Genomic DNA, 12,932 nt, shown 5'->3' with positions numbered 1-12,932 from the left:
TTGCTTGGCGCGCGCCTCGTTGGGTGGGAGCACGTCCGGGGATCATTGGGCCGAATTTTGACCAAATAGTCAAATTTTTTGTGGCAACTCGAAAGCCGGCTTCCCGACGCGGCGCTTGGCCGCCGGCGGCGGGCGTGCGATATGCGATGCCATACAGGCCGCGACGCGGCACCAAGACATGCAACGGGAGAGAGACCGGTGACGCGACCCGTCCTTCACGACTACTGGCGTTCGTCTGCAAGCTACCGCGTGCGCATCGCGCTGAACCTGCTCGGCATCGACTATCAGGCGACCACCGTGAACCTGCTCACCGGCGCTCACCGGGCGGCGGAAAATCTCGCGGTCAATCCGCAAGGCCTTGTCCCGACGCTTGAGATCGACGGGCAGGCGCTGACCCAGTCGCTGGCCATCATCGAGTACCTGCACGAGACCAACCAGCCGGCCTCGACCCTGATGCCGGCCGATGCCGCCGGCCGCCACCGGGTCCGCGCGCTGTCCCATGCCATCGCCATGGAGATCCATCCGATCTGCAACCTGTCGGTCGCCAATCACGTTGCCGAGATCACCGGCGGCGGCGATGAGGCCAAGGCCGCCTGGATGCGCACCTATATCGGCAAGGGGCTGGCGGCGCTGGAGCGCATGCTGGACGACCCGCGCACGGGCCGCTTCTGCCATGGCGACACGCCGACCCTGGCAGACCTCTGCCTGGTGCCGCAGATGTACAATGCCCGCCGCTGGGGCGTCGATCTCGCCGCCCTGCCCAAGCTGGTGGCCATCGATGCGGCCTGCACCGAGATGGAGGCCTTCGCCGCCGCCCATCCGGACCGCATCGGCCCGCCCGCCTGACCACCTGCCACCCCGCTTCTGAGATATCCGCTTTCGAATATCAGGATATCCTCACGATCCGCTTTGCCGGCGGGCGCGGGGCGGCTAGATTCGCGTCATGACAGACGCCGTCCTGCCCCCGCCCGATCACGCCGAAGCATCCCGCCCGGCTTCCGCTTCCCTTGCCGGCACGACGCCCGCGCCGTTCTGGTTCCTGCTCGCCGCGCAGTTCGTGGTGGCGGCGGCCGGCCTCGTGGTGGAGATCGTCGCGGGGCGGATGCTGGCGCCCTATGTCGGCATGTCGCTCTACACCTGGACGGCGGTGATCGCCGTGGTGCTGGCCGGCTTTTCCGCCGGGCACTGGGCCGGCGGCCTCGTCGCCGACCGCCCGGCGCGCACCGGCCTCATGTGGCTCGCCGTCTCCGGCGCGCTCGGGGCGATCACCACCATCGCCGCCCTGCCGCTGCTGCGCTGGGTCTCCGGCCCGGTGCTCTCCAGCCTGACAGATCCGGTCGCCGGCATCGTCGCGCTGGCGATGCTGCTGTTCTTCCTGCCGTCCTTCGCCGCCGGCATTCCCTCGCCGATCCTGGCGCGGCTCGCCATCGAGGACCGGGTCCGCAGCGGCCGGGCGCTCGGTGCCTTGCATGCGGTTTCGGCCATCGGCGCCATCGCCGGCACCCTGGCCGCCGGTTATCTCTTCATCTCCTGGCTCGGCACCGCCCGCACGCTGATCACCGTCGCCGCCGCCTACTCCCTGTTCGCGCTGTGCTGCCTGTGGATGGTCCGCCGCGTGCCGCGGAATGCAGACGGCGCCTCGCTGAAGGCTGCTGCCGGCATCACGGTGCTTGCGCTTTTCGCCACCGCCGCCGGCCCCTTCCTGCCGCAGAAGATCTGCGACATCGAAAGCCGCTACTACTGCATCCGCTCGCTGGACGTGTCGGAGGATTTCGGCGCGCCGACCCGGCTGATGGTGCTCGATCATCTCGGCCACGGCATCAACGTGCTCGGCGATCCGGCGCGGCTGGAAATGCCCTATGCGGCGATCATCGACGCGGTGACCCGCGCCCGGCTCGGCGATGCGCCCGAGCAGGCCTATTTCATCGGGGGCGGATCGCTGACGCTGCCGCGCGCCTGGACGCGGGACGGTGCCCGCCCCGGCCTCGTCGTCGCGGAGATCGATCCGCAGGTGACGCGGATGGCCGCGCGCGACTTCGACGTCGACCCGTCGCGCTTCACCGTCGTCCATGCGGATGCCAGGGCCCGCCTCGCCTCGCTCGGAGGCTTCCAGGTGATCATCGGCGACGCCTTCACCGACATCGCCGTGCCGGCGCATCTGGTGACGCGCGAATTCTATGCCGAGATCGCCGCGAGCCTTGCGGCAAACGGCCATTACGCGATGAACCTCATCGACCACATGGACCGGCTGCAGGCGCTGGCCGCCACGGTGCGGACCCTGCGCACCGCCTTTCCGGTGGTCGAGGTCTGGGTCGAGGCGGAAGACTTCACCGCCGGCGGGCGCACCACCTTCGTGCTGATCGCCGGGCGCACGCCGACGCCTCAGGCCCGCTTCGTGCTGCCGCCGGTGGCAGAGGGCGCGGCAAGCCGCATCCTCGCGCGCATGCCGGCTGAGCGGATCGACGCGCTCGTTGCCCGCATCGACCCGCCGGTGCTCTCCGACGACTATGTGCCGATCGACCGGCTGATGGGGCCGGGCTCTTAAATTCGGCTCACGCGCGGGCGCGCTTGGCCTCCACCACGTCCCAGACGCGGGCCGCGATGTCCGGTCCGCCGAGCCTTGCAACGGCGCGGATGCCGGTCGGGGCGGTGACGTTGATCTCCGTCAGATAGCCGTCGATGACGTCGATGCCGACGAGAATCAGCCCCTTTTCGCGCAGTGCCGGACCGAGACGGGCGCAGATCTCGCGCTCGCGCGGGGTGAGGTCGGCCTCGCGCGCCGCGCCGCCGCGCACCATGTTGGAGCGCAGGTCGCCCTCCTGCGGCACCCGGTTGACCGCACCGGCGAACTCGCCGTCGACCAGCAGGATGCGCTTGTCGCCCTTCGACACCTCGGGCAGGAAGCGCTGGATCACCCAGGGCTCGCGGAAGGTGGCGGCGAAGAAGTCGTAGAGCGAGCCGTAGTTGAGATCGTCCGAGGTGATGCGGAACACCGCCGCCCCGCCATGGCCGAACAGCGGCTTCATGACGATGTCGCCATGCTCGGCGCGGAAGGCGTCGATGGCAGCGCGGTCGCGGGTGATCAGCGTTTCCGGCATCAGGTCCGGGAACTCGGTGACGAAGAGCTTTTCCGGCGCATTGCGCACCGAGGCCGGGTCGTTCACCACCAGGGTCTTCGGGTGGATCTTCTCCAGCATGTGCGTCGCCGCGACATAGGCCATGTCGAAGGGCGGGTCCTGCCGCATCAGGACCACATCCATTTCGGAGAGGTCCGTCAGCTTCCGCTCGCCGAGGGTGAAATGGTTGCCCGTCTCGTCGCGCACCGTGACCGGCTCCAGCGAGGCGGTCACGGTGTTGCCGTTCATCGCCAGCCGGTCGGGCGTGTAGTGGAAGAGCTCGTGGCCGCGGGCCTGCGCCTCGAGCATCATCGCAAAGGCGCTGTCGCCGGCGATGTTGATGGAGGAAATGTGGTCCATCTGGACCGCGACCTTCAGCCGGGGGGAGGCCTGGCCGGAGGTCGAAGGGGTGGAAGAGGTCATCGGAAGGTCTCCGGGGAAGGTCTCCGGCGCCGGAACGGCGCGCTGAACGACGGACGGGAAGGCGGGGCGGGCGCCCCGCGGTTGGGGACAGGATATGCGACCCGCGCCGGGCTTTGTCCAGTGCGCGGTCCAGTGCGCGGGCGCCCGGACGATCACCGTTCCGCGACGGCGAAGGCGTCGGCGATGTGCACCGGCAGCCGCCAGGGCGAGACCAGCACCGCGTCGAAGCGCAGCGTCATGGCGCCGAGATCCTCGCGCCCGGCGCACCAGGTGCGGGCAGCCGACGCGATCCGGCGCTGCGCCGACGGAGTGATCGCGGTGAGCGCCGCATCCCGGTCGCCCCGCGCCTTGACCTCGATGAAGGCGATCGTCTTGCCCCGCCGGGCGATGATGTCGATCTCGCCGCTGCCGGCGCGAAAGCGGCGGGCGAGGATCCGCCAGCCCTTCGCCCGCAGATAGAGCGCGGCCAGCGTCTCGGCCCTCAGCCCCAGCCGGTAGGCGCCGCGCCGCCGGCGGGTGCTGCCCGGCTCTTGCGCGCCGCCCCGGGTCATGCGGAGGGCTGGAACATCGCGGTGACGATCACCGCCATCACGGTCAGCAGAAACCCGCCGGCGGCGAGCTTCCAGGCATCGCGGCGGTGCTTCAGCCCGGGCCAGCCGAGCGGCTTGATCACCTGGATCGCGGCGACGGCGGCAAAGAAAACCAGGACGATCTTGGTCATGCACGGCGCTCCGCTGGCGGGTTCAAAGGCTCACCCGCCCGAGTAGCACGGGCGGCAATCGAGGGCAAAGCAGCGCCCCGCCGCCTCACTTTGCCTTCATCTCCAGGGCGCGTGCATAAAGGTCCTTGCGGTCGAGGCCGGTAAGCTGCGCCACATGCTTGGCGGCCCCTGCCGCCTTCATGGTCTTCAGCGCCTCGGCGAGCAACGCATCGGCATCGCCCGCATCGGCTTCCGGCCGCTCGGGCGGCGGAGCGATCACCACGACGAACTCGCCGCGCGCCGGGCCTTCGGCGAAATGGCGGGCGAGCTCTTCCAGCGTGCCGCGCTCGAAGGTCTCGAACCGCTTGGTGATCTCGCGGGCGACCGCCGCCTCCCGCTCGCCGCCGAACACTTGCGCCATGTCGGCAAGCGAGGCGGCGATGCGGTGCGGGCTCTCGAAGAAGATCAGCGTTGCGGGAATGCGCGAGAGCTCCTCCAGCCTTGCGCCGCGCGGGCCGCCCTTTTGCGGCAGGAAGCCGGCGAAGCAGAACGTGTCGGACGGCAGGCCGGAGGCGACGAGCGCGGCCAGCGGCGCGCTGGCGCCGGGCACGGGGAAGACCTTGTGGCCGGCCTCGACCACCTCGCGCACCAGGCGGTAGCCCGGATCGGACACCAGCGGCGTGCCGGCATCGGAAACCAGCGCGACGGCGCGCCCGGCCTCCAGCGCCGCCATCAGGCGCGGACGCACCTTCTGCGCATTGTGCTCGTGATAGGCGGTGAGCGGCGTCTTCAGCCCGAAGCGCTGCATCAGGGTGGCAGTGACGCGCGTGTCCTCGCAGGCGACGAGATCGGCCGCCGCCAGCACTTCCAGCCCGCGCACCGTCATGTCGCCGAGATTGCCGATCGGCGTTGCGACGATGTAGAGGCCCGACGCGAGCGAGGGCGCCGTCAGGCGATGGGCGCCGATGAAGAAGTCGCGGGAGGCCGGCTTCGGCGCTTCGCTCTGGTCCGGCTCGGTGGAGGACATTGGGTCGGCTTTCATGCGAACGGGGCCCGCCGGGCGGGCTTTCGCCCGTTTTGGCAGGAAACGCGGTCAAGGCCAAGGCGGCGAGCGAGGATTTGCAGCCGGCGGGCGGTGCTGCTAAGCATTTTGCGGTCGGCGGCCCGTTCGCACCCAGGGCCGACGGCGGGACACCCGCCTTGCGGCAGGCAAGGCCGGGCAGACGGGAGATCGGGGACAGTGCTTGGAGTTCTGGACAAGATGATGCATGCGCGGCGTTCCGTCCTTGCGCTCTCGCTCGGAGCCGCCCTGGCGCTCGCCGGCTGCAGCGGCTCGACCATGGGCGAATATCCGGGCTATCCCTCGACGCCCCCGGGCCAGCCTGCGCCCAGCGGCGAGACCATCGGACAGGGCTCGGTGCGCGTCGCCATGCTGCTGCCGATGAGCGGCGGCGGCAGCGCCTCGTCCATCGCCACCGTCTTCCGCAACACCGCCGAACTGGCGCTGTCCGACTTCCAGGGCGCCGACGTGCAGATCCTGATCAAGGACACCGGCGGCACCGCGCAGGGCGCGCAGGCGGCCACCCAGGCGGCCATTGCGGAAGGTGCGGAACTGATTCTCGGGCCGGTCTTCGCGCCGGCCGTCGGCGGCGCGGGCGCGACCGCGCGCTCCTCCGGCGTTCCGGTCGTCGCCTTTTCCAGCGACGAGGCCGTCGCCTCGCGCGGCGTCTACCTGCTCAGCTTCCTGCCGCGCAGCGACGTGGCGCGGATCGTTTCGCACGCAGCAGCCCAGGGCAAGCGCTCCTTCGCAGCGCTCTTGCCGGACGACACCTATGGCGCGGTGGCCGAGGCCGCCTTCCGCCAGGAGGTCGGCCGCGCGGGCGGACGCATCGTCTCCATCGAGCGCTACAAGCTGACCGGCAACGACACGTCCGACATCGCCGCCAAGGCCAGCCAGATCGCCGCTAATGCCGCGCAGATCGACGCGATCTTCGTGCCGGCGGGCAATGTCGCCCCCTTCGTGGCGCAGACCCTGTCGACCGGCGGCGTCAATCTCGGCCAGACGCGCCTGCTCGGCAGCGGCCAGTGGGAATCGCCGCAGGTGCTGAACGCGGCGCCGCTGACCGGCGCCTGGTATCCGGGCCCGGATGCCGCCGGCTTCCAGGCTTTCGCCTCGCGCTACCAGTCGCGCTACGGCTCGCAGCCGCCGCGCAACGCCTCGCTCGCCTATGACGCGACGATCCTTGCCGCCGGCCTCGTGCGCTCGGCCGGCCCCGCGCGCTTTTCCGAGCGGGTGCTGACCAACCGGGACGGCTTCCTCGGCATCGACGGCGTCTTCCGCTTCGAGCGGGACGGGCGCAACGAGCGCGGCCTTGCGGTCTACGAGGTCACGGGCAGCGGCTCGCGGGTCATCTCGCCGGCACCGCGCTCCTTCGGCTCGGGCAGCTGACGGCGGCCGCCCGCCGACGTCCTCCATCCAGCCAGCGGGAGGCACCGTTGAGCCTTACTGACACGCGCATCCTTCTCGTGATCGGCGGCGGCATCGCCGCCTACAAGAGCCTCGACCTGATCCGCCGCCTGCGCGAGCGCGGGGCGAGCGTGCGGGTGGTGATGACCGAGGGCGCCTGCCGCTTCGTGACGCCGATGGCGGCCGGGGCGCTTGCCGGCGACAAGGTCTTCACCGATCTCTTCGACCGCGACGACGAACACGATGTCGGCCACATCCGCCTGTCGCGCGAGGTCGATGCCATCGTCGTCGCGCCGGCCACCGCCGACCTGATGGCGAAGATGACAGCAGGCCTTGCCGGCGATCTCGCCAGCGCCGTGCTGCTCGCCTCGAACAAGCCCATTCTGCTTGCCCCGGCGATGAACCCGGCGATGTGGGCCAATCCCGCGACCCGCCGCAATGTCGACCAGCTTGCCCGCGACGGGCTCTCCTTCGTCGGACCGAATGCCGGCGAGATGGCCGAGAGCGGCGAGGCGGGCGTCGGTCGCATGGCCGAGCCGCTGGAGATCGTCGCCGCGCTCGAAGCCATGCTCGATCCGGTGCCGCAGGACCTTGCCGGCCGGCACGTGCTGATCACGTCCGGGCCGACGCATGAGCCGATCGATCCCGTCCGCTACATCGCCAACCGCTCCTCCGGTAAGCAGGGCCATGCCATCGCCGCCTGGATGGCGCGGCACGGCGCCCGCGTGACGCTGGTCAGCGGGCCGGTGGCGCTGGCCGATCCGCCGGGCGTCGATGTGGTGAAGGTGGAGACCGCGCGGCAGATGCTGGCCGCCGTCGAGGCGGCGCTGCCGGCCGATGTCGCGGTGATGGCGGCGGCCGTCGCCGACTGGCGCACCGACGGCGAGAGCGACCGCAAGATCAAGAAGGACGGCAGCGGCAAGGTGCCGGTGCTGGCGCTGACCGAGAACCCGGACATCCTGGCCACCATCGGCCGCCACCCGACCGCGCGGCCGCGCCTGGTGGTCGGCTTTGCCGCCGAGACCAACGACGTCGTCGACAATGCCCGCGGCAAGCTGGAGCGCAAGGGTGCGGACCTGATCGTCGCCAACGACGTGTCGCCGGAAACCGGCGTCATGGGCGGCGATGCCAACACCGTACGCCTGGTCAGCCATGACGGCGTCACCGACTGGCCGACGCTGAGCAAGGACGAGGTGGCGCGCCGGCTGGTCGCCGAGATCGCCCGCCGGCTCGCCGCCACCGTCGGCCCGGCGTGAGGCGTCTGCCCGCGCCTGTCGTTTCCGGTCTTTTTTTTCAAACCGTTCCCGATCTCACCCCCGGTCTCACCAACGGATCCCAGCCATGACCCTTCCCCTGCGCGTACGCCGCCTTGCCCACGGTCTCGACCTGCCGCTGCCGTCCTACCAGAGCGAGGAGGCCGCCGGCATGGACCTTCTGGCCGCCGTCGAGGCGCCACTGGTGATCGCGCCGGGCGCCCGCGCGCTGGTGCCGACCGGCATCGCCATCGCCCTGCCGCCGCATACGGAGGCGCAGGTGCGCCCGCGTTCCGGACTTGCCGCGCGCCACGGCGTCACCGTGCTCAACACGCCGGGCACCATCGACCCGGACTATCGCGGCGAGGTGAAGGTGATCCTGATCAATCTCGGCGACGAGCCCTTCACGGTGGAGCGCGGCAGCCGCATCGCCCAGATGGTGGTGGCGCCGGTGGCGCGGGCCGAGCTGATCGAGGTCAACGAGCTGGACGAGACCCGGCGCGGCGAGGGCGGCTTCGGCTCCACCGGGCATCATTGATACGCCAGAAGGGCATGGATTTCTAAAAATAAGCCTCATTCTGGAATCATGTTCCATGCCGAAGCCACTCGCGGCGATGGCAGGGTCTCGTCAGCGCGGCGGCGCATCCCTAGATTGGGGACAGAATGAGGTGCCGGACATCCGCGATCCGGCGAGAACAAGGGAGTCCAGCATGAGCGCCAAGAAGCCAGGCCGTGGCCGCGTCTACGCCTCCATCACCGAGACCATCGGCGACACCCCGCTCGTCCGGCTCGACCGGCTGGCCCGAGAGGCCGGCGTCGAGGCGGAGATCCTCGCCAAGCTCGAGTTCTTCAACCCGATCTCCAGCGTCAAGGACCGCATCGGCGTGTCGATGATCGAGGCGCTTGAGGCCGAGGGCAAGATCGTTCCCGGCAAGACCACCCTCGTCGAGCCGACCTCCGGCAATACCGGCATCGCGCTCGCCTTCGTCGCCGCCGCCAAGGGCTACCGCCTGATCCTGGTGATGCCGGAGACCATGTCGATCGAGCGCCGCAAGATGCTCAAGTTGCTCGGCGCCGAGCTGGAGCTCACCGAAGGCCCCAAGGGCATGAAGGGTGCGGTCGCGCGCGCCGAGGAAATGGTCAAGGAGATCGACGGCGCGGTGATGCCGCAGCAGTTCGAGAACCCGGCCAACCCGGAGATCCATCGCCGCACCACCGCCGAGGAGATCTGGAACGACACGGACGGCACGGTCGACGTCTTCGTTTCCGGCATCGGCACGGGTGGCACCATCACCGGCGTCGGCTCGGTGCTGAAGGAGCGCAAGCCCGGCCTGCATGTGGTCGCGGTCGAACCGGCCGACAGCCCGATCCTGTCCGGCGGCAATCCCGGCCCGCACAAGATCCAGGGCATCGGCGCCGGCTTCGTGCCGGGTGTGCTCGACAAGTCGGTCTATGACGAGGTCGTCACCGTGAGCAACGACGAGGCCTTCGAGATGGCCCGCAAGGTCGCGCGCACCGAGGGCCTGCCGGTCGGCATTTCCTCCGGCGCCGCGCTCGCGGCCGCGCTCAAGGTCGGCGCGCGGCCCGATATGAAGGGCAAGCGCATCGTCGTGATCATCCCCTCCTTCGCCGAGCGCTACCTGTCGACGGCGCTGTTCGAGGGGCTGGACTGAGCTCCCCGCATCTTGCGGACCTATTGATCACCAGCGGCGGGGCCTCATGGCTCCGCCGTTTTCGTTTGCGCGCCGAAGGGAGCGAGACCTAGCGCACGACGACGGCGGTTCCGGTGGCGCTGACCATCAGCATGGAGCCGTTCTGGCCGACCGTCTCGTAGTCGAGGTCGACGCCGATCACCGCATTGGCGCCGAGCTGGGCGGCGCGCTGCTGCATCTCCTCCAGCGCGATCTGGCGGGCGCGGGCGAGTTCCTCCTCGTAGGCAGCGGACCGGCCGCCGACGATGTCGCGAATGCCGGCGAACAGATCCTTGAAGATGTTGGCGCCGAGGATCGCCTCGCCGGTGACGATGCCGCGATAGTCGGCGATCTCGCGGTTCTGCAGCGTGGCGGTGGTGGTAACGAGCATGGCTGTCCTTCCTGATCCGTCTGCCGGGATGTCCGCCATGTGGAACGGACGATACGGATTTGTGCCGAGGAGCCCGCCCGTTCAAGACCGCTCCCGCAAAGTTCGGCTGCGGGCGCTTCCCGTGACCGAGCCCCTCTCCTTGAGGTTGTGACCGACCTGAGGTTGCGCTAGGTTGCAGTCTATTGCGATTGCAGCAGTTTCGCGCAAAGTCATGGAGCGAGGGGGCGGTCAATGGTCTCGCGGGTCACCACGGTCGCGTTCCAGGGCATAGAGGCGCAACCTGTCGACGTGCAGGTGCAGATCGGCCCCGGCCAGGTCGCCTTCACCATCGTCGGCCTGCCGGACAAGGCGGTCGGCGAAAGCCGCGAGCGGGTGCGCTCGGCGCTGATCGCCTCCGGCCTGTCGCTGCCGGCCAAGCGCGTCACCGTCAACCTTGCGCCGGCCGACCTGCCCAAGGAGGGCTCGCATTTCGACCTGCCCATCGCCCTTGCCCTGATGGCGGCGATGGGCGCGCTGCCAGCCGCCGAGCTGGAGCGCTACGTGGTGCTCGGCGAGCTGGCGCTGGACGGCACGATCTCCGCCGTCGCCGGCGTGCTGCCGGCCGCCATCGGCGCCAATACGCTCGCCCGCGGCTTGATCTGCCCGGCGCCTTGCGGCCCGGAAGCGGCATGGGCCGATCCGGAGATGGAGATCCTGGCGCCCGTTTCGCTGATCCAGCTCGCCAACCATTTCAAGGGCACGCAGATCCTCTCCCGGCCGCAGCCGAAGCTGAGCGCCAATCCGTCCGTCCTGCCAGACCTTTGCGAGGTGCGCGGCCAGGAAAGCGCCAAGCGGGCGCTGGAGATCGCCGCGGCCGGCGGCCACAACCTCCTGATGATCGGCCCGCCGGGCGCCGGCAAGTCGATGCTGGCGACCCGCCTGCCCTCGATCCTGCCGCCGCTCAGCCCGCGCGAGCTGCTGGAAGTGTCGATGATCGCCTCCATCGCCGGGGAGCTCGCCGACGGCAAGCTCAGCGAGCGCCGCCCTTTTCGCGCGCCGCATCATTCCGCCTCGATGGCCGCGCTCGTCGGCGGCGGCATCCGCGCCCGGCCGGGCGAGGTCTCGCTCGCCCATAACGGCGTGCTGTTCCTCGACGAGTTGCCTGAGTTCCAGCCGCAGGTGCTCGACGGGCTGCGCCAGCCGCTGGAAAGCGGCGAGACGGTGATCGTTCGCGCCAACCACCGCACCAGCTATCCCTCGCGCGTCCAGCTGATCGCGGCGATGAACCCCTGCCGCTGCGGCCATGCCGGCGAGCCCGGCCATGTCTGCCGGCGCGGCGAGCGCTGCGCGTCCGAATACCAGGCGCGCCTGTCCGGCCCGCTGCTCGACCGCCTCGATCTTCGCATCGAGGTGCCGGCCGTCGCCGCGTCCGACCTGCTGCGCCCGGCCCAGGCCGAAAGCTCCGCGGCGGTCGCCGAGCGGGTCGCCCGTGCCCGCCGGCGCCAGAGCGAGCGCTACGCCGCGCTCGGCGTCTCCGCCCGCACCAATGCCGCCACCGGCGCCCGGCTGATCGAGCAGGTCGCCGCGCCCGATGCCGCCGGCCTCGACCTGCTGCAATCGGCGGCGGACGCGCTGCAGCTTTCGGCGCGCGGCTATCACCGGGTGCTGAAGGTGGCGCGCACGCTGGCCGATCTCGACGGCTCGGACGCCGTCTCGCGGCTGCATCTCGCCGAGGCGCTGAGCTATCGCGGCGCCGCGCTGGAGCGGCGCGCGGCCTGAGCGGGTCCACTCCCGCTCCCTTCCGCCTCCCCCTTCGCCCTTGGCTGCCGGGCCGCCGCATCCTAAATGAGGACCCAACGGAGATCCTCATGCACCATTATTCCCTTCTCGATCTGGCCCCCGTGCCGGAAGGCAAGACGTCGGCCGACGCGCTTGCCAACACCATCGATCTGGCCCGCAAGGCGGAAGCGGCGGGCTATCACCGCTACTGGCTTGCCGAGCACCACAACATGCCGGGCATCGCCAGCGCGGCCACGTCCGTCGTCATCGGCCAGGTGGCAGCGGCGACGAAGACCATCCGCGTCGGGGCGGGCGGCATCATGCTGCCCAACCATTCGCCGCTGGTCATCGCCGAGCAGTTCGGCACGCTGGCAACGCTGTTTCCCGGCCGCATCGACCTTGGGCTCGGCCGCGCGCCGGGCACGGACCTCGCGACCGCCCGGGCGCTGCGCCGGCACATGGCGGGCGAGGACAATTTCCCGCAGGATGTCGTCGACCTCATCGCCTATCTCGGCGACCCGTCGGAGGGCGGACCGGTCCGCGCCATTCCCGGCGAGGGCACCAACGTTCCGGTCTGGATCCTCGGCTCCAGCCTTTACGGCGCGCAGCTTGCGGCCGCCTTCGGCCTGCCTTACGCCTTCGCCTCGCATTTCGCCCCGGCGATGCTGGAGGAGGCGCTGGCCGTCTATCGGAGCACCTTCCGTCCGTCCGAACAGCTTGCCGAGCCGCGCGTGATGGTCGCCGCCGGCGTCTTCGTCGCCGACACGGATGCGGAGGCCCGCTACCTGCGCTCTTCGCAGGTGCTGTCCTTCGCAAGGCTGCGTACCGGGCGCCCGGGCAAGCTGCCGGCCCCGGTCGAGGACGTCGCGGCCGAGATCCCGCCCCACGTCCTTGCGCAGGTCGACCAGGCCCTCTCGGTCTCGGCGACCGGCTCGCCGGACACGGTCCGCAAGGGGCTTTCCGCGATCCTGGAGCGCTACCAGCCCGACGAGCTGATCGTCACCGGCATGATCCACGACCACGCCGCCCGGGTCCGCTCGTTCGAGCTGGCGGCCGGGATCCTCGACGACCTGGCGACCGCCGCCTAGGGACCGCTGACCCCAAGGTCCTTTCGCCGCAACGGTTTCTCAATC

General features: G+C 70.3%; 13 protein-coding genes. 8 read left to right on the top strand and 5 right to left on the bottom strand.

Going from position 1 to position 12,932, the window contains the following annotated elements:
* Positions 1–198 precede the first annotated feature (198 nt).
* Together maiA and BBX35_RS22430 are read left to right on the top strand one after the other, a co-directional pair.
* Positions 199–846, top strand: coding sequence for a maleylacetoacetate isomerase (maiA, locus tag BBX35_RS22435; protein WP_067224705.1), 648 nt, complete (start codon positions 199–201; stop codon positions 844–846).
* A 97-nt stretch (positions 847–943) separates the two neighbouring features.
* Positions 944–2,545: a fused MFS/spermidine synthase gene (locus BBX35_RS22430; protein ID WP_171901508.1), complete on the top strand. Its 1,602-nt coding sequence runs from the start codon at positions 944–946 to the stop codon at positions 2,543–2,545.
* A gap of 7 nt (positions 2,546–2,552) precedes the next feature.
* Here BBX35_RS22430 and gshB read toward each other — a convergent pair whose 3' ends face one another.
* The 4 genes from gshB to rsmI form a co-directional block, all read right to left on the bottom strand.
* A complete protein-coding gene (gshB, locus tag BBX35_RS22425) occupies positions 2,553–3,539 on the bottom strand; it encodes a glutathione synthase (protein ID WP_083206533.1) in 987 nt (328 codons plus the stop codon).
* A 152-nt stretch (positions 3,540–3,691) separates the two neighbouring features.
* Positions 3,692–4,090 (bottom strand): YraN family protein, encoded by a 399-nt coding sequence (locus BBX35_RS22420; protein WP_067224703.1) that lies wholly within the window; start codon positions 4,088–4,090, stop codon positions 3,692–3,694.
* Entirely contained in the window at positions 4,087–4,260 is a 174-nt protein-coding gene (locus tag BBX35_RS23735) for a hypothetical protein (protein WP_171900731.1), read from the bottom strand. Before BBX35_RS23735 ends, BBX35_RS22420 begins: the two co-directional genes overlap by 4 nt.
* Positions 4,261–4,345: 85 nt before the next feature.
* A complete protein-coding gene (gene rsmI, locus BBX35_RS22415) occupies positions 4,346–5,281 on the bottom strand; it encodes a 16S rRNA (cytidine(1402)-2'-O)-methyltransferase (RefSeq protein ID WP_067224701.1) in 936 nt (311 codons plus the stop codon).
* Between the two features lie 198 nt (positions 5,282–5,479).
* On the opposite strand from rsmI, the gene BBX35_RS22410 reads away from it, so the two are divergent.
* The 4 genes from BBX35_RS22410 (at position 5,480) to cysK (ending at position 9,632) form a co-directional block, all read left to right on the top strand.
* Positions 5,480–6,688: a penicillin-binding protein activator gene (locus BBX35_RS22410; protein WP_341871225.1), complete on the top strand. Its 1,209-nt coding sequence runs from the start codon at positions 5,480–5,482 to the stop codon at positions 6,686–6,688.
* A 47-nt stretch (positions 6,689–6,735) separates the two neighbouring features.
* Positions 6,736–7,962, top strand: a complete 1,227-nt coding sequence (gene coaBC / locus BBX35_RS22405; RefSeq protein ID WP_067224700.1) for a bifunctional phosphopantothenoylcysteine decarboxylase/phosphopantothenate--cysteine ligase CoaBC — start codon at positions 6,736–6,738, stop codon at positions 7,960–7,962.
* An 85-nt stretch (positions 7,963–8,047) separates the two neighbouring features.
* A complete protein-coding gene (dut, locus tag BBX35_RS22400) occupies positions 8,048–8,497 on the top strand; it encodes a dUTP diphosphatase (protein WP_067224698.1) in 450 nt (149 codons plus the stop codon).
* 172 nt (positions 8,498–8,669) lie between these two features.
* On the top strand, positions 8,670–9,632 hold the full coding sequence (gene cysK / locus BBX35_RS22395; RefSeq protein WP_067224696.1) for a cysteine synthase A: 963 nt from the start codon (positions 8,670–8,672) through the stop codon (positions 9,630–9,632).
* A gap of 88 nt (positions 9,633–9,720) precedes the next feature.
* On the opposite strand, the gene BBX35_RS22390 is transcribed toward cysK, so the two are convergent.
* Positions 9,721–10,041, bottom strand: a complete 321-nt coding sequence (locus BBX35_RS22390) for a heavy metal-binding domain-containing protein (protein ID WP_067224695.1) — start codon at positions 10,039–10,041, stop codon at positions 9,721–9,723.
* A gap of 231 nt (positions 10,042–10,272) precedes the next feature.
* Here BBX35_RS22390 and BBX35_RS22385 point away from each other — a divergent pair, with 231 nt between their 5' ends.
* The gene (locus BBX35_RS22385; RefSeq protein WP_067224693.1) at positions 10,273–11,799 is read left to right on the top strand and encodes a YifB family Mg chelatase-like AAA ATPase; all 1,527 of its coding nucleotides are present in this window, start codon (positions 10,273–10,275) and stop codon (positions 11,797–11,799) included.
* 89 nt (positions 11,800–11,888) lie between these two features.
* Positions 11,889–12,887 carry an LLM class flavin-dependent oxidoreductase gene (locus tag BBX35_RS22380; RefSeq protein WP_067224692.1) on the top strand — a complete coding sequence of 333 codons (999 nt, stop codon included), beginning with the start codon at positions 11,889–11,891 and terminating at the stop codon, positions 12,885–12,887.
* Positions 12,888–12,932: the final 45 nt, after the last annotated feature.

Source organism: Stappia indica, from assembly GCF_001696535.1.
Taxonomy (GTDB): Bacteria; Pseudomonadota; Alphaproteobacteria; order Rhizobiales; family Stappiaceae; genus Stappia; species Stappia indica.
The sequence above is the reverse complement of the archived record's forward strand: the minus strand, read 5'-3'. Positions and strand labels throughout refer to the sequence as shown.